The organism is Pelomonas margarita, from assembly GCF_043555875.1.
Lineage (GTDB): Bacteria > Pseudomonadota > Gammaproteobacteria > Burkholderiales > Burkholderiaceae_C > Pelomonas > Pelomonas margarita.
The window spans coordinates 20,988-39,632 of sequence record NZ_JBIGHW010000008.1 but is presented as its reverse complement, the minus strand read 5'-3'; the positions used below and the strand labels follow the sequence as shown (position 1 = coordinate 39,632).

At 71.1% G+C, this 18,645-nt stretch carries 17 protein-coding genes; 15 read left to right on the top strand and 2 right to left on the bottom strand.

Annotated elements, in window-relative coordinates; translation table 11 throughout:
• The first annotated feature begins 1 nt into the window (after nucleotide 1).
• From ACG0Z3_RS15125 to glcF, 9 genes are all read left to right on the top strand, one after another.
• Entirely contained in the window at nucleotides 2-1,225 is a 1,224-nt protein-coding gene (locus ACG0Z3_RS15125; RefSeq protein ID WP_394398841.1) for an ABC transporter permease, read from the top strand.
• Between the two features lie 46 nt (nucleotides 1,226-1,271).
• Nucleotides 1,272-2,126: an alpha/beta hydrolase gene (locus tag ACG0Z3_RS15120; RefSeq protein WP_394398839.1), complete on the top strand. Its 855-nt coding sequence runs from the start codon at nucleotides 1,272-1,274 to the stop codon at nucleotides 2,124-2,126.
• Between the two features lie 61 nt (nucleotides 2,127-2,187).
• Nucleotides 2,188-2,673, top strand: coding sequence for a retropepsin-like aspartic protease family protein (locus ACG0Z3_RS15115; protein ID WP_394398837.1), 486 nt, complete (start codon nucleotides 2,188-2,190; stop codon nucleotides 2,671-2,673).
• Nucleotides 2,670-3,584, top strand: a complete 915-nt coding sequence (locus ACG0Z3_RS15110; protein WP_394398835.1) for a TraB/GumN family protein — start codon at nucleotides 2,670-2,672, stop codon at nucleotides 3,582-3,584. The genes ACG0Z3_RS15115 and ACG0Z3_RS15110 overlap by 4 nt, the downstream gene beginning before the upstream one ends.
• 28 nt (nucleotides 3,585-3,612) lie before the next feature.
• The gene (locus ACG0Z3_RS15105) at nucleotides 3,613-4,365 is read left to right on the top strand and encodes a PhaM family polyhydroxyalkanoate granule multifunctional regulatory protein (protein ID WP_394398833.1); all 753 of its coding nucleotides are present in this window, start codon (nucleotides 3,613-3,615) and stop codon (nucleotides 4,363-4,365) included.
• Between the two features lie 34 nt (nucleotides 4,366-4,399).
• Nucleotides 4,400-5,251 carry a substrate-binding periplasmic protein gene (locus ACG0Z3_RS15100; RefSeq protein WP_394398831.1) on the top strand — a complete coding sequence of 284 codons (852 nt, stop codon included), beginning with the start codon at nucleotides 4,400-4,402 and terminating at the stop codon, nucleotides 5,249-5,251.
• A gap of 12 nt (nucleotides 5,252-5,263) precedes the next feature.
• Nucleotides 5,264-6,742: an FAD-linked oxidase C-terminal domain-containing protein gene (locus ACG0Z3_RS15095; RefSeq protein WP_394398829.1), complete on the top strand. Its 1,479-nt coding sequence runs from the start codon at nucleotides 5,264-5,266 to the stop codon at nucleotides 6,740-6,742.
• Entirely contained in the window at nucleotides 6,739-7,809 is a 1,071-nt protein-coding gene (glcE, locus tag ACG0Z3_RS15090) for a glycolate oxidase subunit GlcE (protein WP_394398827.1), read from the top strand. Before ACG0Z3_RS15095 ends, glcE begins: the two co-directional genes overlap by 4 nt.
• Nucleotides 7,809-9,056 carry a glycolate oxidase subunit GlcF gene (gene glcF, locus ACG0Z3_RS15085; RefSeq protein ID WP_394398825.1) on the top strand — a complete coding sequence of 416 codons (1,248 nt, stop codon included), beginning with the start codon at nucleotides 7,809-7,811 and terminating at the stop codon, nucleotides 9,054-9,056. The genes glcE and glcF overlap by 1 nt, the downstream gene beginning before the upstream one ends.
• Before the next feature lie 32 nt (nucleotides 9,057-9,088).
• Here the strand turns inward: glcF and ACG0Z3_RS15080 are convergent, their stop codons facing one another.
• Nucleotides 9,089-10,630, bottom strand: a complete 1,542-nt coding sequence (locus ACG0Z3_RS15080) for a methyl-accepting chemotaxis protein (RefSeq protein ID WP_394398823.1) — start codon at nucleotides 10,628-10,630, stop codon at nucleotides 9,089-9,091.
• Between the two features lie 316 nt (nucleotides 10,631-10,946).
• Nucleotides 10,947-12,131: a methionine adenosyltransferase gene (metK, locus tag ACG0Z3_RS15075; RefSeq protein ID WP_394398821.1), complete on the bottom strand. Its 1,185-nt coding sequence runs from the start codon at nucleotides 12,129-12,131 to the stop codon at nucleotides 10,947-10,949.
• 129 nt (nucleotides 12,132-12,260) lie between these two features.
• Between metK and ACG0Z3_RS15070 the strand changes: the two genes are divergently transcribed.
• From ACG0Z3_RS15070 to ACG0Z3_RS15045, 6 genes are all read left to right on the top strand, one after another.
• A complete protein-coding gene (locus ACG0Z3_RS15070) occupies nucleotides 12,261-13,127 on the top strand; it encodes a lysophospholipid acyltransferase family protein (RefSeq protein WP_394398819.1) in 867 nt (288 codons plus the stop codon).
• Nucleotides 13,128-13,251: 124 nt separating this feature from the next.
• Nucleotides 13,252-14,100, top strand: coding sequence for a diaminopimelate epimerase (gene dapF, locus ACG0Z3_RS15065; protein WP_394398817.1), 849 nt, complete (start codon nucleotides 13,252-13,254; stop codon nucleotides 14,098-14,100).
• On the top strand, nucleotides 14,097-14,807 hold the full coding sequence (locus ACG0Z3_RS15060; protein WP_394398815.1) for a DUF484 family protein: 711 nt from the start codon (nucleotides 14,097-14,099) through the stop codon (nucleotides 14,805-14,807). The genes dapF and ACG0Z3_RS15060 overlap by 4 nt, the downstream gene beginning before the upstream one ends.
• 113 nt (nucleotides 14,808-14,920) lie before the next feature.
• The gene (locus ACG0Z3_RS15055) at nucleotides 14,921-15,811 is read left to right on the top strand and encodes a tyrosine recombinase XerC (protein ID WP_394398813.1); all 891 of its coding nucleotides are present in this window, start codon (nucleotides 14,921-14,923) and stop codon (nucleotides 15,809-15,811) included.
• 47 nt (nucleotides 15,812-15,858) lie between these two features.
• Nucleotides 15,859-17,385 carry a hypothetical protein gene (locus tag ACG0Z3_RS15050; protein ID WP_394398811.1) on the top strand — a complete coding sequence of 509 codons (1,527 nt, stop codon included), beginning with the start codon at nucleotides 15,859-15,861 and terminating at the stop codon, nucleotides 17,383-17,385.
• A 64-nt stretch (nucleotides 17,386-17,449) separates the two neighbouring features.
• Nucleotides 17,450-18,631 carry a class I SAM-dependent rRNA methyltransferase gene (locus ACG0Z3_RS15045; RefSeq protein WP_394398809.1) on the top strand — a complete coding sequence of 394 codons (1,182 nt, stop codon included), beginning with the start codon at nucleotides 17,450-17,452 and terminating at the stop codon, nucleotides 18,629-18,631.
• The last annotated feature ends 14 nt before the right edge of the window (nucleotides 18,632-18,645 follow it).

Here is an 18,645-nt window from a genome sequence, read left to right as displayed (position 1 = left end):
CATGTTCAAAGACCTGATGCCCATCCTCTCCACGCTGCGCCGCCACAAGATTGCGGCCGGCCTCATCGTGCTGGAGGTGGCGCTGACCTGCGCCATCGTCACCAACGCGCTGCACCTGATCCAGACCCGTGTCGAGGCGCTGAGCACCGACAGCGGCCTGGCCGAGTCCGAGCTGGTGGTGCTGAACCTGCGCGGCAGCAAGCCAGTGCCACCCGAGCGCACGGCCGGCATCGTGGCCGGGGACCTGGCCCGGCTGCGCACGCTGCCGGGCGTGAAGGCGGCCACGGTGGCCAACCAGATCGTCTACGGCAACAACAGCAACAACAGCTATGTGACGCTGGAGCCCGACAACAAGGGCCTGCGCGTTGTGGCAGCGCAGTACACGGCCGACAACCACATGCTGCCCGCCTTCGGCCTCAAGCTGATGGCGGGGCGCAACTTCCAGCCCGACGAGGTGCAGGACAACTTCAAGGTCTTCGCGGTGCCCGAGCCGCGCGTCGGCCAGGTGATCGTGAACCAGATCATGGCTGACAAGCTGTTCCCGGGCCGTTCGGCGGTGGGGCGCAGCGTCTACGTCTTCGGAGCGCCGACGACCATCGTCGGCGTCGTCCAGACGCTGACCCACACCCAGCTGCACCGCGCCCGCGGCGGTGACAACGATGGTGCGGCCATGATCTTTCCCTTGCTGGGCGGCGGCAGCTATGTGCTGCGCACCGAGCCCGGCCAGCGCGATGCCGTCATCAAGGCGGCCACTGCCGCGCTGGAGTCCACCGACCGCGGTCGCGTCGTCACCCAGGCCCGGCCGCTGACGCAGATGCGCAACGAGTTCTACGCCCAGGATCGCGCGATGGCCTGGCTGATGGGCGGTGTCTGCGTTCTGCTGCTGCTGGTGACCGCCATGGGCATCGTGGGCCTGGCCAGCTTCTGGGTGCAGCAGCGCACGCGCATGATCGGCACGCGCCGCGCACTGGGCGCCACCGAGCGGCAGATCCGGCGCTATTTCCAGCTGGAGAACCTGTTGCTGACCAGCGCCGGCATCGTCATCGGCACGGCGGGTGCGGTGGCCTTGAGCCAGCTGCTGATGCAGAGCTATGCGCTGCCGCGGCTGCCCTGGGCCTACCTGCCAGCAGGCGCGCTGGCCTTGTGGCTGTTGGGGCAGTCTGCGGTCTGGGTGCCTGCGCGGCGCGCCGCTCGCCTGTCGCCCGTCGCCGCACTGCGGAGCTGAAACCCGGCGGCGCGCTCGGCCTGGCACAGGCTGGCACCATGACGGCATGACACGTCTTGCCTCGCTACGCCGGCTGACCGGCCTTGCCCTGCTCGCACTGATGCTCCTGGGCCTGCAGGCCGGCTGCGCCTCGCTGGACGAGCGCCAGCGCGGCTGGATCTTCCAGCCCAGCGACCGCACCTGGGCCGGCGGCCTGGCGGCGGCCGAGGGCATGGAGGATGTCTGGATAGGCTTCAAGAGCACGGCTGACGGCAGTGACGTGCGCCTGCACGGCCTGTGGCTGCCGCAGCTCGACGCCCGGGCACCCGTGCTGCTGTACCTGCACGGCGCCCGCTACGACGTGCGCGGCAGCGCGCCGCGCATGCGCCGCCTTCACGCACTGGGCTTCTCGGTCCTGGGCGTGGACTACCGCGGCTTCGGCAAGAGCACGCCCGGCCTGCCGTCCGAGGCCATGGCAGCCGAGGATGCGCGCGCCGCGTGGGACTGGGTCGCTCAGCGCCACCCGGGCGCGCGCCGCTTCATCTTTGGCCACTCGCTGGGCGGCGCCATCGGTGTCAACCTGGCCAGCCAGGTGGGCGACGAGGCCGGCCTCATCGTCGAGGGCAGCTTCACGTCCATCCCCGACGTCGTCAGCAGCTTCCGTTGGGGCTGGCTGCCGGTGTCGCCGCTGATCACGCAGCGCTTTGATGCCGCCTCGCGCGTGGCCGACATCGGCTCGCCGCTGCTGGTGGTGCACGGCAGCCGCGACAGCCTGATCCCGCCCCGCCTGGGCCAGCAGCTCTACGAACGCGCCCGCGAGCCCAAGCGCTTCGTGCTGGTGGAGGGCGGCTCGCACCACAACACCAACGCGGTGGGGCAGGCGCAGTACCGGGAAGCGCTTAGCACGCTGTTCGGGCTCTGAGCGGGCAACACGCCGGCCGGCGCGGTTATCGTTGACGCCCCGCGCCATCCCGATCGGCCCCGTGTCCCGCTCCGACCTGCCCCACACCTTCAAGCTGATCACCCTGTGGCTGCTGGTCACGCTGGTGGTCTTCCTGGGCTTCAAGTACTGGGAGCGCGAACGCGAGGCCAGCCGCTTCCAGCTGGCGGGCGGCGTCATCGTGCTGACGCGCGCGCCGGACGGCCACTTCCACTGGCCCGGCCGCGTGGGCGATGTCGAGGTGGATTTCCTCGTCGACACCGGTGCCACCACCACCGCGCTGCCCCAGGCCCTGGCCGAGCGCGCCGGCCTGCAGCCGCTGGGCACGCTGAGCACCCGCACGGCCGGCGGCCCCGCCCAGGGCTTCGCCGCCCGGGCCGACATCGCGCTGGACGGCGGCGTGCGCGCCCAGCGCCTTCCGGTGGCCGTGCTGCCGCAGCTGCATGCGCCGCTGCTGGGCATGGACGTGCTGGGCCGGCTGCACTTCACCCAGAAGCCCGGCGAGCTTCGCATCCAGCCGCAACCATGATCCGCACCACCCTGCTGCTGCTGGCCCTGTTCGTCGGCGGCGCCCGCGCCGACTGCCCGCCCACCCCGGCCCCGCCCAGCGCCGCCCAGGCAGCCGCCTGGGCCGCCCACGCGCCCGACCGCGGTCCGCTGTGGCGCATCACGCGCGACGGCCGCAGCAGCTGGCTGTACGGCACGCTGCACCTGGGCAAGGCGGACTGGCCCTACGCAGGCCCGGCGCTGCGCCGCGCCTGGGCCGAGACCGAGGTGCTGGCCGTCGAGCTGGACCCGGCGGACCTGATGCCCGTGCTGGCCGCCCGGCCGCCCGCGGCGACGCTGCCCGCGCCGCTGGCCCGCCGCATGGAGGCGCAGGCTGCCAAGGCCTGCCTGCCGCCGGGTGTGCTGGCGGCCTTCCCGCCCGTGCTGCAACTCAGCACGCTGACGCTGCTGGAGGCGCGCCGCGATGGCTTCGACGCCGGCTTCGGCCAGGACATGGCCTTGATGGCCCGCGCCCGCGCCGAAGGCCGGCCCGTGCGGGCGCTGGAAAGCGCGGCCGAGCAGCTGGCCGCGCTGGAGCCCGCAGAGGACGAGCTGACCGACATCGTCGACGGCGCCCTGACCCAGCTGCAGCGCGGCCAGGTGCGCGGCCCGCTGCGCCGGCTGGCCGACGCCTGGGCCCGCGGTGACATGCAGGCGCTGGCCGACTACCCCGCCTGGTGCCAGTGCGCCGACACGCCGGCCGAGCGCGCCTGGCTCACCCGCCTCAATGACGACCGCAACGGCCCTCTGGCCGAGCGCATCACCGCGCTGCACGCCCAGGGACAGCGCGTGCTGGTGGCCGTGGGCGCGCTGCACATGGGCGGGCCGCAGGCCCTGCCCCGGCTGCTGGCCGAACGCGGCTTTCACGTGCAAGCCATCGTGCCCGCCAAGTAGGATCAGGGCCCACGCCGAGGAGACCGCGATGACCGACAACAGCTTCACCAAGTTCGTGCCCGGATTCGATTTCCTGCAAGGCCTGGTCAAGAACGCCGGCTCCGCGCTGCCGGGCATCGGCCAATGGGTGGCGCCAACGCTCAACCCCGAGGAGCTGGGCAAACGCATCGAGGAGCTGCGCACCGTGCAGTTCTGGCTGGAGCAGAACGCGCGCATGCTGGCCGCCACCATCCAGGCCCTGGAGGTGCAGCGCATGACGCTGTCCACGCTGCAGACCATGAACGTGCCGCTGGCCCAGCTGCGCGACAGCCTCAAGCTGCCCACCGGCGCCGAGACGCCCGCCTGGCCGGGCGTGCCGCCCGAGATCGCTGCGGCGGCGGCGGCGATGCCGGTGGCCAAGACGGCGGCGAAGTCAGCGGCCAAGGGTGTGGCCAAAGGGGCGGCCCAGGGTGCTGCCAAATCGGCCCGCGTGGCGGCCAAGGCCGTCCAGGATGCCGCCGCCAACCCGGCCGCCGCCATCGACCCCACGCAGTGGTGGACGGCACTGAGCCAGCAGTTCACGCAGCTGGCCACGACGGCCATGAAGGACACCGCCACCGACGCGGCCAAGAGCCTCGCCGGCACGCTGGTCAAGCAGAGCTTCGACGCCGCCAGCGACACGCTGCGCCGCGCGGCTTCGGTGCCGGCCAGCGTGGTCGGCAGCGTGACCAAGGGCCTGTCCCCCGGCGCCGAGACGCCGGCCCCGCGCCCGCGCCGCGCACCGGCACGCCGCAAGGCCTGACTCCCGGCCGGCGACCTGTGCACGCCACATCGCCATGAAACGCCGCGCCCTGCTGCTCACCGCCCTGGCTGCACCGGCCGGTGTCGAGGCCGGCCGGCGCATCGTCTACCCACAGCCAGACGCCGGCCGCTCAGCGGTCTGGACCTACCTGCAGCAGGTGCTGCAGCTCGCCATCGAGCGCGGTGGTGGCGGCTATGAGCTGGTGGAGTCGCGCGAGTTCATGACCCAGGCGCGCGTAGTGCGCGAGCTGGCCGACGCCACCGGGCGGCTCGACCTGGGCTGGACCATGACCAGCATCGAACGCGAGGCGCAGCTGCTGCCGGTGCGCGTGCCGCTGGACCGTGGGCTGATCGGCTGGCGCATCGCCTTCGTCCGCGCGGCCGACGCCCAGCGCTGGAGCGGCCTGCGCAGCCTGGACGAGCTGCGCCGCCATGTCGCCGTGCAGGGACACGACTGGCCCGACACCGAGATCCTGCGCGCCAACGGCCTGCCGGTGCGCGAGGGCAACCGCTTCGAGGCGCTGCTGGAGATGGTGCGCCTGGGGCGCGCCGACTACTTCCCGCGCGCGCTGTTCGAGATCGACGACGAGGCCGCTTCCGAGCTGGCCCACGGCCTTGTCATCGAGCCCCATGTGCTGCTGCGCTACCCGGCGGCGTCCTACCTGTTCGTGCGGCCCGACCAGCCCACGCTGGCCGCCGACCTGCAGCGCGGCCTGGACGCTGCTGCAACCGACGGCAGCCTGAAGCGGCTGTTCGACAAACGCTTCGGCGACCTGCTGCAGCGCCACCAGGTGGCCAGGCGCGTGCAGCTGCGCCTGAACAACCCCTTGCTGCCCCCGGCAACACCGCTGGACAAACCCGCCTACTGGCTGGTGACGGGCGGCTAAAGTCGGCCCGCCATGAATGCCCCGCTGGACCTGCACGCCCGCCGCGCCGCCCTGATCGATGCCCTCGGGCCCCTGCTGCCGGCGCACGCGCTGCTGTGCCAGACCGAGCAGACCCGCCCCTACGAGTGCGACGGCCTGACCGCCTACCGCCAGCGCCCGCTGGCCGTGGCGTTGCCCGAGACCGAAGCGCAGGTCGGCGCCGTGCTCAAGGCCTGCCACCGTCTGGGCGTGCCCGTTGTCGCGCGCGGCGCGGGCACCGGGCTTTCCGGCGGTGCGATGCCGCATGAGGCCGGCGTGACGCTGGCGCTGGCCAAGTTCAACCAGATCCTGTCCATCGACAAGCTGGCCCGCACGGCGCGCGTGCAGTGCGGCGTGCGCAACCTCGCCATCAGCGAGGCCGCGGCCGCGCACGGCCTGTACTACGCGCCCGACCCCAGCAGCCAGATCGCCTGCACCATCGGCGGCAACATCGCCGAGAACTCCGGCGGCGTGCACTGCCTGAAGTACGGCCTGACGTTGCACAACGTGCTGCGCGTGCGCGGCTTCACGGCCGAGGGCGAGGCCATCGAGTTCGGCTCGGAGGCGCTGGACGCGCCGGGGCTGGACCTGCTGGCGCTCGTCGTCGGCAGCGAGGGCATGCTGGCCGTCGTCACCGAGGTCACCGTCAAGCTGGTGCCCAGGCCGCAGCTGGCGCGCTGCCTGATGGCCAGCTTCGACGACATGCGCAAGGCCGGCGACGCGGTGGCCGCCATCATTGCGGCCGGCATCATCCCGGCCGGGCTGGAGATGATGGACAAGCCGATGACGGCGGCCGTCGAGGACTTCGTGCACGCCGGCTACGACTTGGACGCAGAGGCCATCCTGCTGTGCGAGAGCGACGGCACGCCCGAGGAGGTGGCCGAGGAAGTCGCCCGCATGGAAGCGGTGCTGCGCGCCAGCGGCGCCACGGCCGTCCAGGTCAGCGCCGACGAAGCCCAGCGCCTGAAGTTCTGGAGCGGCCGCAAGAACGCCTTCCCGGCGAGCGGCCGCATCAGCCCCGACTACATGTGCATGGACTCCACCATCCCGCGCAAGCACCTGGCCACCATCCTGCTGGACATCCAGCAGATGGAGAAGAAGTACGGCCTGCGCTGCGCCAACGTCTTCCATGCGGGCGACGGCAACCTGCACCCGCTGATCCTGTTTGACGCCAACGACCCCGACCAGCTGCACCGCTGCGAGCTGTTCGGCGCCGAGATCCTGGAGCGCAGCGTCGCTTTAGGCGGCACGGTGACGGGCGAACACGGCGTGGGCGTCGAGAAGCTGAACTCCATGTGCGTGCAGTTCAGCGACGAGGAGCGCGAGCAGATGCTGGCCTTGAAGGCCGCCTTCGACCCGGCCGGCACCTTGAACCCGGGCAAGCAGATCCCGTCCTTGAGCCGCTGCGCCGAGTACGGCCGCATGCATGTGAAGCGCGGGCTGCTGGCGTTTCCCGAACTGGAGCGGTTTTGAACTTCGCCGACCTGCAAGCCCGCATCCGCGACGCCCGCGCGCCGCTGCGCATCACCGGCCACGGCAGCAAGGACTTCTACGGCGGCGCGCTGCAGGGCGAGCCGCTGTCCACATTGGCGCTGAATGGCGTGACGGCCTACGAGCCCAGCGAGCTCTACATCAGCGTGCTGGCCGGCACGCCGCTGTTCGATGTGGAGGCGCTGCTGGCGCAGCACCAGCAGCGCTTCGCCTTCGAGCCGCCGCGCTTTGACGGCAAGGGCAGCATCGGCGGCATGGTGGCTGCCGGCCTGTCCGGCCCGGCCCGCGCAGCGCTGGGCTCGGTGCGCGACCACCTGCTGGGCGCCGTGCTCATCAACGGTCGCGGCGAGCTGCTGAGCTTTGGCGGCACCGTCATGAAGAACGTGGCCGGCTTCGACGTCAGCCGCGTGTTAGCCGGGTCGCTGGGGCAACTCGGCCTGATCACCGAGGTCACGCTGAAGGTGATGCCGCTGCCGGCTGCCGTGACGACGCTGCGCTTCGAGTTCGACCAGGCCGCCGCGCTGATGGCCATGAACCGCTGGGGCGGCGAGCCGCTGCCCCTGGAGGCCAGCGCCTGGTGGGACGGCGCGCTGCTCGTGCGGCTGGCGGGCGCGGCGGCGGCCGTCGAGGCCGCATGCGCCAAGCTGGGCGGCGACGTGATCCCGCCCGAGCTGGCCGGCGCCTTCTGGCTGGGCCTGCGCGACCAACGCGACGAGTTCTTCATCGGCGCGCAGCGCGCGGTGGCCGGCGGTGCCCGGCTGTGGCGGCTCAGCCTGCCCAGCACGGCGCCCGAGCTCCGGCTGCACGGCGAACAGCTGGTGGACTGGGGCGGCGCTCAGCGCTGGGTGGTCACGCCCATGGAGCCTACGGCGCTGCGCGAGACCGTGGCAGCCGTGGGCGGCCACGCCACGCTGTTCCGCGCACTGGACAAGGCCTGCGGCGTGTTCGCGCCGCTAAGCGCGCCGCAGGCGGCCATCCATCAGCGCCTGAAGGCGAGCTTCGATCCGAACGGCGTCTTCAACTCCGGCCGCCTCTACCCAGACCTCTGATGCAGACCACGCTCGCCCCCGAATTCGCCGGCACGCCCGAAGGCGCCGAGGCCGAGGCCATCCTGCGCCGCTGCGTGCACTGCGGCTTCTGCACCGCCACCTGCCCGACCTACCAGTTGCTGGGCGACGAGTTGGACGGCCCGCGTGGCCGCATCTACCTGATCAAGCAGGTGCTGGAAGGCGAGACGCCGACGCGCGAAACGCAGACGCACCTGGACCGCTGCCTGACCTGCCGCAACTGCGAGACCACCTGCCCCTCGGGCGTCGAGTACGGCCACCTGCTGGACATCGGCCGGCGCGTGGTGGACGCCAAGGTCGAACGCCCCGCCGCCGAGCGGCGCACGCGCTGGCTGCTGAAGGAGGGACTGACATCACCGCTGTTCAAGCCGGCGCTGCGGCTGGGCCAGGCACTGCGGCCGCTGGTGCCGGCCGGGCTGAAGGACAAGGTGCCGGCCCGGCCGCCGGCAACGGCGCACGACTGGCCCACGCGCCAGCTGAACCGCAAGGTGGGGCTGCTGCTGGGCTGCGTGCAGCCGGCCATGGCGCCCAACATCAACAGCGCCACCGCGCGCGTGCTGGACGCCGCCGGCATCCAGACCGTGGTGGCCGACGATGCCGGCTGCTGCGGCGCCATCCGCGAGCACCTGGGCGACCACGCCAGCGCACTGGACGACATGCGCCGCAACATCGACGCCTGGTGGCCGCTGGTGGCCGGACCGGGCGAACGCGTCGAGGCGCTGGTGATGAACGCGTCGGGCTGCGGCGTCGCGGTCAAGGGCTATGCCCACGCGCTGCGCGATGACCCGGCCTACGCCGCCAAGGCCCGGCGCATCAGCGAGCTCACCCGGGACCTCAGCGAACTGCTGCCCGAGCTGGTGCCGGCGCTGAAGCTCCGGCTGCATCATGCGGGCGTTGGCCATCACCTGGCCTACCACCCGCCTTGCACGCTGCAGCATGGCCAGAAGCTCAAGGGCGGCGTGGAGACGGCGATGCGCGAGCTGGGCTTCCGGATCGACTGCGCGCCCAGCGACAGCCACCTGTGCTGCGGCTCGGCCGGCACCTACTCGGTGCTGCAGCCGGCGCTGTCCGAGCAGCTGCGCGACCGCAAGCTCGCGGCGCTGGCGCCGCTGCAGGCCCGGCAGATCGTGTCGGCCAATGTCGGCTGCATCCAGCACCTGCAGAGCGGCACCGACACGCCGGTGCGGCACTGGGTGGAAGTGCTGGACGACGCGCTGCGCGGCGTCTGACCCACACACACACCGGCCAGCGCGTCGGGATGTCAGGTCTTGAAGGTCGACACCAGCTTCACTAGCTCATCGGCCTGGTGACGCAGGCTCTCTGCCGCGGCAGCGCTTTCCTCGACGAGGGCCGCGTTCTGCTGCGTTGCCTGGTCCATCAGCGCGATGGCCTCGCCGACCTGGCTGACGCCGGAGCTCTGCTCCTGGCTGGCCGAGCTGATCTCGCGCACGATCTGCGCCACGCGGCCGATGGCACCGACCACCTGGCTCATGGTCTCGCCCGCGCGGTTGACGAGGGACGCACCCTGCTCCACACGCTCCACGCTGTCGCCGATCAGCACCTTGATCTCCTTGGCCGCCTCGGCCGAGCGCTGCGCCAGCGTGCGAACCTCGCCTGCCACGACCGCGAAGCCCCGGCCCTGCTCACCCGCCCGTGCCGCCTCGACGGCCGCGTTCAGGGCCAGGATATTGGTCTGAAAGGCAATGCCATCGATGGTGGTGATGATGTCGGCGATGCGGCGCGAGCTTTCCTCGATGCCACGCATGCGCTGCACGGCCTCGCCCACCACCTCGCCGCTCTGGCGGGCCACGTCGCTGGCGTTCTGCGCCAATTGGTCGGCCTCGCTGGCGTTGTCCGCGTTCAAGCGCACCGTGGCGGACAGCTGCTCCATGGAGGCGGCGGTCTGCTGGATGGCGCTGGCCTGCTGCTCGGTGCGCGCGGACAGGTCGTTGCTGCCCATCGCGATCTCGGCGCTGGCTGTCGAGACTTCGTTGGCGTTGGAGCGCACCGAGCCCACCAGGTTGCGCAGCGCCTGCTGCATCTGGCCCAGCGCCTGCGTGAGGTCGGCCGTTTCGTCCTGGCCCTCGGAATGGATGGGGCGCGACAGGTCGCCTTCGCCCACCAGCCGGGCCTCCTCGACAGCGGTAGCCAGCGGCCGCACCACCGAGCGCGTGATCAACCACGCGGCCGCGATGCCCATCGCCAGACAGCCCGCGGCCATGAACACCATGATCAGCTGCGTGCGCCGCGCCTCGGCGCGCACCACCTCGGTCTCCTGGTGGACGCGCTTGGACTGGTAGTCCGCCATGGCAGTCAGCTTGGCGATGTAGGCATCGGATGCCGGGCGCATCGTGCCGTCCAGCATCTTCACGGCCGACTCGGCATTGCCCTCCTTGAGCTGCGCAAAGACCTGGTTGCGGATGTCGATATAGGCCTTGCGAGCCTGGGCGATCTCTGTCATCAAGCCCTTGCCCTCTTCGCTGTCAATGGACTTGGAGAGCTGCTCCTGCAGTTCATTGATCTTGGCGCTGGTGGTCTTGATGACGGGGGAGAAGAACTCCGCCACGGGGCCCGAGCCGCCCGCGCGTGCCACGGCATCGGTGCGCGTCACGTTGAGCTGCGTCAGTGAACGCCAGTCCTGGGCAACCTGCTGCCGCTCTTCCAGCTCCAGCAGCAAATCCAGGTGCGGCCCGACCAAACCGACCTCCCGATAGCTCAGCGCCACGGAAAGCGCCAGCAGCAGCAAGACCACGCCAAACCCTGCGGCCAATCGAGTGCCGATGCGGAGTGAGACCAGTTTCATGTTGGGATCCTTGCTGCGGCGCTACCGCGAATAGTTGAGTTATCGGCCTGACACGACTGTAGGAAATTTCGGCAAATTTGGTCAATTTGATCGCGAAGACTTGCAGGCTTGTGGCGGCAGTTTTCAACATATCGCGCGGCTTCGGGCGTGGCAAGTCGTGTCACACCTCGATGGCGCGCAGCAGCCACGCGCGACAGCCTTGTGGTGCGCGCTCACGACACTGTGCCCCAGGCCACAGCGTCGCTGGCGCGAACGCCGGGCCGACAGCCCGGCCGCTACGCGGTGGGCTGACAACCCAGCAGCAGTGCAGCAGACTTTACAGGCCGGCTGCGGCCTTCAAGGCGGCTGCTTTATCGGTGCGTTCCCACGTGAACTCCGGCTCCTCGCGGCCGAAGTGGCCGTAGGCGGCGGTCTTGGCGTAGATGGGGCGCAGCAGGTCCAGCATCTGGATGATGCCCTTGGGCCGCAGGTCGAAGTGTTCGTTGACGAGCTTGGCGATCTGCTCGTCGGGGATGACACCCGTGCCCTCGGTGTAGACCGTCACGTTCATGGGGCGGGCCACGCCGATGGCGTAGGCCACTTGCACCTGGCACTGGCGGGCCAGGCCAGCGGCCACGACGTTCTTGGCAACGTAGCGCGCCGCGTAGGCGGCACTGCGGTCGACCTTAGAGGGATCCTTGCCCGAGAACGCGCCGCCGCCGTGCGGGCAGGCGCCGCCGTAGGTGTCGACGATGATCTTGCGGCCGGTCAGACCGCAGTCGCCCTGCGGGCCGCCGATGACAAAGCGGCCGGTCGGGTTGATCAGGTACTTGGTGTCGGCGGTCAGCCAGTCCTTGGGCAGCACAGGCTTAATGAGCTCTTCGCGGATGGCCTCGTAGAACTCGTCCGTCATGCGGTCGCCCAGGGAGTACTCCGGTGCGTGCTGGGTGGACAGCACGACGGTGTCGATGCTGTGTGGCTTGCCGTCCACATAGCGCATCGTGACCTGACTCTTGGCGTCCGGGCGCAGGAAGGGCAGGCGGCCGTCCTTGCGCAGCTGGGCCTGGCGCTCGACCAGCCGGTGGGCGTAGTAGATGGGCGCGGGCATCAGCTCGGGCGTCTCGTCGCAGGCGTAGCCGAACATCAGGCCCTGGTCGCCTGCGCCGAGGTTCAGGTAGTCGTCGCTGGCGCGGTCCACGCCCTGGGCAATATCGTTGCTCTGCTTGTCGTAGGCCACCAGCACCGCGCAGCCCTTGTAGTCGATGCCGTACTCGGTGTTGTCGTAGCCGATGCGCTTGATGGTGTCGCGCGCGACCTGGATGTAGTCGACATTGGCCTGCGTCGTGATCTCGCCTGCCAGCACCACCAGACCGGTGTTGCAAAGCGTCTCGGCCGCCACGCGGGACAGCGGGTCCTGCTCGAAGATGGCGTCGAGGATGGCGTCCGAGATCTGGTCGGCGACCTTGTCGGGGTGCCCTTCCGAGACGGATTCAGACGTGAAGAGGAAATCGTTGGTGGCCACTTTTAAACTCCTGTTTGCTGGTCGGTCGGCGTTGCCTGACCTCAGGAGGTGCGGCGAACGCTTTAGCAGGATTTGTGAATCGCCCCGCAAGTAGTTCATTAACTCGGCGATGCGCCAAGTATAGAAAACATGGGCTGGTTCTTTCGCAGCATGTCCCGGGCGCCTCTGGCGCTTTTGCACGCTTTGGGTGCCTGGCTGGGCTGGCTGGTCTATGCCGTCTCGCCCACCTACCGACGCCGCTTCCAGGCCAACGTGGCCCAGGCCGGCCTGCCCTGGGCGGCGGCGCGGCCGGCCATCGCGGCGGCGGGCCGCATGGCGGCCGAACTGCCCTGGCTGTGGATCGCCACCAAGCGCCAGCCGCTGGGTGAGCGCCTGCGCTGGCAGGGCGCCGAGCTTATCGAGGCTGCCCTGGCCGAGCGCCGCGGGCTCATCGTCATGACGCCGCACCTGGGCTGCTTCGAGATCTGCGCGCAGGCGATTGCCGAGCGTTTCACGACGCCGCAGGCGCCCATCACGGTGCTGTACCGCCCCGCCCGCCAGGCGGCGCTGCGCGAGGTGATGGCAGGCTCGCGCGAGCGCCCGGGCCTGGCCACGGCGCCGGCCTCGCTGGCCGGCGTTCGGCAGATGATTCGTGCCCTGCGCCGTGGCGAGGTCATTGGCCTGCTGCCCGACCAGGTGCCGCCCGACGGCCTGGGCGTGTGGGCGCCCTTCTTCGGCAAGCCGGCCTACACGATGACGCTGGCAGCGCGGCTGGTGCAGCAGACCGGCGCGGCCGTCGTGCTGCTGTGGGGCGAGCGGCTGCCGGCCGGCCAGGGCTATGTGGTGCACGTGCTGCCGGCGCCCGAGATCGCCGCGGATGCGCCTCCCGAGGCCGCGGCCACCACCATCAACCAGGCCATGGAAAGCCTGATCCGCCGCGCGCCTGGCCAGTACCTGTGGGGCTATCACCGCTACAAGGCGCCGCGCGGGCTGGACATCGGCGCCGCGCCGGAGTGATGGGCCCAACCTGTCCCCTGAACGGGGCGCCACTGGCAGCCCGGCAAAGCCGGTTCTGCGGTGGCCCCTTGATCAATTCATGCCACTCGGGCCAGGCCCATACGGCGCCGGATAATCGCCACCCATGAGATTGCGCTTCACCAAGATGCACGGCGCGGGCAACGACTTCGTCGTCATCGATGCGACGCAGCAGCCCTTCCGCCTGAGCCCCGAGCAGATGCGCCGGCTGGGCGACCGGCGCTTCGGCGTCGGATGCGACCAGATCCTCGTCATCGAGCCCGCCACGAGCGCCGACGCGGACTTCCGCTACCGCATCTTCAACAACACCGGCGACGAGGTGGAGCACTGCGGCAACGGCGCGCGCTGCTTCGTGCGCTTCGTCGTCGACGCCGGCCTGACGGCCAAGCGTGACATCCAGGTCGACACCATGAACCGCCGCCTGCGGCTGACGCTGCAGGACGACGGTCGCGTAACGGTCAACATGGGCGCGCCGGTGTTCGAGCCCGCTGCCCTGCCCTTCGACCCCCAGGGCCTGACGCCGCGGCTGGAGAACGGCTTCGCGCTGTGGCCTCTGGACGAGCTCCAGGGCGTCGAGCTGGGCCTGGTGTCCATGGGCAACCCGCATGCGGTGCAGCGTGTGGCCGATGTCGAGGCCGCGCCGGTGCTGACGCAGGGCCCGCTGATTGAGGGCCATGCGCGCTTCCCGCGCCGCGTGAACGCCGGCTTCATGCAGATCCTGGCCCGCGACCGCATCGCGCTGCGCGTCTACGAGCGCGATGCCGGCGAGACACTGGCCTGCGGCACCGGCGCCTGCGCGGCCGTCGTGGCCGGCATCCGCGCCGGCTGGCTGGACGCGGCCGTGGAAGTGCAGACCCGTGGCGGCCTGCTGAAGATTGAATGGGCGGGCGGCGACGCACCGGTGCTGATGACCGGGCCCGCGACCAAAGTTTTTGACGGAGAGATCACGCTGTGAGTTCCAACCCGGCCGCCGACGCGGTGCAAGGCATCACCGAAACCGACATCGCCAACTACCTGGCGACCACGCCCGGCTTCTTCGAGCGCCACGCGGCGCTGCTGGCCACGGTGCAGTTGCAGCACCCGCACGGCGCACGCGCCGTGTCGCTGCAGGAGCGCCAGGCCGAGATGCTGCGCGACAAGATCAAGGGCCTGGAGCAGCGCATCGTCGAGATGATCCGCAACGGCCAGGACAACGTGGCCATCGCCGACCGCCTGCACCGCTGGACGCTGGCCGTCATGCGCGCCGCCGGCACGCCGACCGAGCTGCCGGAGGTGCTGCTGTCTGAGCTGCGCCACCAGTTCATGATCCCGCAGGCCAGCCTGCGGCTGTGGGGCGTGGCCGCCGCGCATGAGTCGGCCGAGTTCGCGGCCACTGTCGGCGCCGACGTGAAGAGCTTTGCGGCCAGCCTGAGCCAGCCCTACTGCGGCGTGAACTCCGGCTTCGAGGCGGCACGCTGGCTGGGCCTCAGCGAGAGCGGCGGCACGGCGACCTCGCTGGCGCTGATCCCGCTGTCGCTGGCCAAGGTCAACGGGGGCAAGCCCTTCGGCCTGCTGGTGCTGGGCTCGCCCGACCCGACGCGCTACACGGCCGAGATGGGCACGGACTTCCTGACCCGCGTGGGCGAGATCGCCAGCGCAGGCCTGGCGGGGCTGCTGGCCTGATGGAGCCGGCCGAGCGCCGGGCCGCCCCAAGCCGGCCGGCCGGCCCCTCGGGGGACCGGCCGACGTACTCGGCGGCCGAGGGGCTTCATCTCTGCGCGGACTACCAGGAGTTCTTGCAGCACGCCCGCGTGCAGCAGCGCCTGAGTCCGCGCACGCTGCGCCTCTACACGGACGGCCTACAACGCCTGCAGCGCATGCTGGCGGATGCGGCCCTCGACGCGCGCGCGCTGACCCTTGCACAAGCCCGCCGACTGGCCGCGCAGCTGCACCGCGAGGGGCTGGCACCCAAGTCCATTGCGCTGCTGCTGTCGGTCTGGCGCAGCTGCTACCGCTGGCTGGGCCTGCAGGGCCGCGTGACGCTGAACCCCTTCGGCGGCCTCAAGGCGCCCAAGGCGCCCAAGCCGCTGCCCAAGGCGCTGGGCGTGGACGATGCCGTGCAACTGGCCAGCCATGTGCCCGACGAGATTGACGACTCCCGCCTGGAAGCGCGCGACCGCGCCATGGTGGAGCTGCTGTACGGCGCCGGCCTGCGCGCGGCCGAGCTGATCGGGCTTGACGCCCAAGCCAGCGCCCACGCCGCCGGCTGGGTGGACAGTCAGGCCGGCGAGGTGCATGTGCTGGGCAAGGGCGGCAAGCGCCGCAGCACGCCGCTGGGCCGCGCCGCCGCCGACGCGCTGGGCGACTGGCTGGCCGTGCGCGGGCAGCTGGCCGCGCCGGGCGAGCCGGCGCTGTTCGTAGGTGCGCGGGGCCATCGCATGGCGGGCTCGGTGCTACGCGCGATGCTGAAGACGCGCGCCGTCAGCGCCGGCATGCCGGCCCATGTGCACCCGCACATGCTGCGGCACAGCTTCGCGTCGCACCTGCTGCAATCCAGCGGCGACCTGCGCGCGGTGCAGGAGCTTCTGGGCCACGCCCACATCACGACGACCCAGGTCTACACGCAGCTGGACCACCAACACCTCGCGCGCATCTACGACGCCGCGCATCCCCGCGCAAAAAAATGACCTACCCCTTCCACGCTTCGCGACGGCCGGGCGGCCACACCAGCCCGGTGACGTTCGCGCGATCCGCGGTGGCACTTGCCGCGCTGACGGCGCTGGCGGCCTCAGCCACGCCCGACGACGCGCCCTTCGCGAACCCGGCGCGCATCGACACGGTGCGCCCCGCCGCCATCGAGGGCAACTGGACGGCCATGAAGATGCCCGACGGCGGCCGCACGGCGTTCGCGTCCCTCAGCTACCTGATGGCCTTCGACGACGACTGGGGCTTCGGCCCCGGCTTCTACGGCACGGCCAAGGGCAACTACGGCGGCATCTTCACGGTGGGCTTCACGGGCCAGCGGCGCTGGCGGCTGTCCAGCAACACGCACCTGGCGGCCAGCCTGTACGTGGGCGCGGGCGGCGGCCTATCCAGCCAGCGGATGAGCTTCGGCGGTGGGCTGATGCTGCGCCCCGAGATCTCGCTGCGCACCGAGCACGGCCCCTGGTACACGGGCGTGGGACTCTCGCAGATCCGCTTCCCCAGTGGCAACGTCAAGAGCGGCGTGGGCTTGGCCTTCACGGTGGGCCGGGCGATGGACTTCGTCAGCTTCTCGCCTGAGGACGCTGGCCGGCAAGGCCGAGCGGGGCGCAGGGCAGGTATAGGCTTCGATGAGATCGCGCTGACCGGCGGCGTCGAGAAGCCCTCGGCCGGCAGCCGCACGCGCGGCGGGCGCGCCTACACGGGCCGCGTCGGCAAGGCCGGCGCGGACATGCGGCAGTACATCGCCGACGGCAGCTGGTGGGGCTTCGAGGCGGCCGGCGCTGCCCAGGGGGGCGTGGACGGCTACATGGAGGTGCTGGGCCAGATCGGCCAGGACTGGCCGCTGCTGGGCAGCCCGCGGCTGCGCATGGGCGGCCAGTTGGCCGGTGGCCTGGGCGGCGGCGGCGACGTGGACACCGGCAACGGCTGGCTGCTGCGTGCCGGGCCGACGCTGCGCTGGATCACGCCCTGGGGCCCCACGCTGCGGCTGGACGGCGGCTACACCTACGCGCCCAGTGGCGCTTACCGCGCGCCCTTCCTGCGCGCCGTGCTGGCCATGCCGCTGGACCGCACACCCCGACTGATCGCCGACGACCCCGGCGGCACCGTGCGCGAGCAGCAGCTGGGCATCAGCGTGATGCGCCTGCCGCGCGTGCGCTTCAAGGACGGCCGCGAGGAGGCCGTCAGCCACCTGGCCGTCAACATGTCGCGCGAGTTCTCGCGGCACACCTACGGCGCGGCCCAGGCCGGCAGCGCGGCAGTGGGCAGCGCAGGCGCCTATTCCTTCGGCCTGTTCGGGCTGGGCGTGCAGAGCGACCCGCTGTGGGGCAACCTGCGCCTGGGCGCCGAGTGGCTGGTAGGCGCGGCAGGCGGCGGCGGCATCAAGGTTGGCGGCGGCGCCGTCACGCAGGCCGAGCTGTGGGCCCAGTGGCAACCCGCCGAGCGCCTGCGCCTTCGCGCCGGCCTGGGCCAGTTCCGCACACTGCGCAGCGATGACCAGTCAGCACCGCTGACCCACCTGCAACTCAACTACGCCTTCGGCGCACTGCAACGATGAGACCTGCTCCACCAGTGGCCACCGCCCCCCGAGGCGGCCCGCTTCATCTCGGGACGGCCCGGCGATGAAGAAGATCCAGCTGCGCCCCGGCAAGGAGCGCTCACTCGTCAAGCGCCACCCATGGGTGTTCGAGAGCTCCATCGCCCGCGGCGGCGGCGACTCGGGCGAGACCGTGCGCGTGGAGTCGGCCGACGGCCAGTTCCTCGCCTGGGCGGCGTTCAGCCCCCAATCGCTGATCCGGCTGCGCGCCTGGAGCTTCGACGAGGCCGAACGCATCGACGCGGCCTTCTTCCGCCGCCGCATCGCCAAGGCCGTGGCCATGCGCACGCGACTGGCTATCGCGTCCGACGCCTGGCGGCTGATCCACGGCGAGGCCGACGGCCTGCCGGGCCTGGTGGTGGACCGCTATGGCGACACGCTGGTGGCCCAGTTCGGCAGCGCCGGTGCCGAGCGCTGGAAGGCCGTGATCGCCGACGCGCTGCTGGCCGAGACTGGCCTCGCGCGGCTGTACGAGCGCTCCGACGCCCAGGCCCGCGAGTGGGAAGGCCTGCCCGCACAGACTGGCTGGCTGCGCGGTGAGGGCGCGACGGCGCTGACCATCCAGGAGCACGACTGGCAGCTGACGCTGGACGTGGCCGTAGGCCACAAGACCGGCTACTACCTCGACCAGCGCGACAGCCGCAAGCGCTTTGCCGATGCGGTGCGGCAGTACGGCTGTCAGACCGTGCTGAACTGCTTCAGCTACACGGGCGGCTTCTCGGTGGCGGCGCTGGCTGGCGGCGCGAGCCAGGTCGTCAGCGTGGATTCGTCCGGCCCGGCGCTGGCACGCGCCACCGCCCACGTGGCGCTCAACGGCTTCGACGCCGCCCGCCACGAGGCCTGGGACGCCGACGTGAATGCGACGTTGAGACGCTGCCTGCAGGAAGGCCGGCGCTTCGACGCCATCGTGCTGGACCCGCCCAAGTTCGCGCCGACCGCCGCGCATGCCGAGCGAGCCTCGCGCGCCTACAAGGACATCAACCGGCTGGCCTTCATGCTGCTGAACGAGGGCGGGCTGCTCTACACCTTCTCGTGCTCGGGCGGCATCGCGCCCGACCTATTCCACAAGATTGTCGCGGGCGCCGGCCTGGACGCGGGCGTGGACGGCTACATCGTCGAGCGCCTCGCCGCCGCGGCCGACCACCCGCAGACCGTGTGCTTCCCGGAAGGCGACTACCTCAAGGGCCTGGGCATCCTCAAGCGCTGAACTGGCCGAACTGA

What these genes read in the sequence shown, in the direction of transcription:
- ACG0Z3_RS15070 (WP_394398819.1), top strand. Translation starts at nt 12,261, where the DNA reads ATGGGCTGGTTCTTTCGCAGCATGTCCCGGGCGCCTCTGGCGCTTTTG.
- ACG0Z3_RS15110 (WP_394398835.1), top strand. Translation starts at nt 2,670, where the DNA reads ATGATCCGCACCACCCTGCTGCTGCTGGCCCTGTTCGTCGGCGGCGCC.
- glcF (WP_394398825.1), top strand. Translation starts at nt 7,809, where the DNA reads ATGCAGACCACGCTCGCCCCCGAATTCGCCGGCACGCCCGAAGGCGCC.
- dapF (WP_394398817.1), top strand. Translation starts at nt 13,252, where the DNA reads ATGAGATTGCGCTTCACCAAGATGCACGGCGCGGGCAACGACTTCGTC.
- ACG0Z3_RS15045 (WP_394398809.1), top strand. Translation starts at nt 17,450, where the DNA reads ATGAAGAAGATCCAGCTGCGCCCCGGCAAGGAGCGCTCACTCGTCAAG.
- ACG0Z3_RS15095 (WP_394398829.1), top strand. Translation starts at nt 5,264, where the DNA reads ATGAATGCCCCGCTGGACCTGCACGCCCGCCGCGCCGCCCTGATCGAT.
- ACG0Z3_RS15080 (WP_394398823.1), bottom strand. Translation starts at nt 10,630, where the DNA reads ATGAAACTGGTCTCACTCCGCATCGGCACTCGATTGGCCGCAGGGTTT.
- ACG0Z3_RS15105 (WP_394398833.1), top strand. Translation starts at nt 3,613, where the DNA reads ATGACCGACAACAGCTTCACCAAGTTCGTGCCCGGATTCGATTTCCTG.
- ACG0Z3_RS15100 (WP_394398831.1), top strand. Translation starts at nt 4,400, where the DNA reads ATGAAACGCCGCGCCCTGCTGCTCACCGCCCTGGCTGCACCGGCCGGT.
- ACG0Z3_RS15120 (WP_394398839.1), top strand. Translation starts at nt 1,272, where the DNA reads ATGACACGTCTTGCCTCGCTACGCCGGCTGACCGGCCTTGCCCTGCTC.
- ACG0Z3_RS15125 (WP_394398841.1), top strand. Translation starts at nt 2, where the DNA reads ATGTTCAAAGACCTGATGCCCATCCTCTCCACGCTGCGCCGCCACAAG.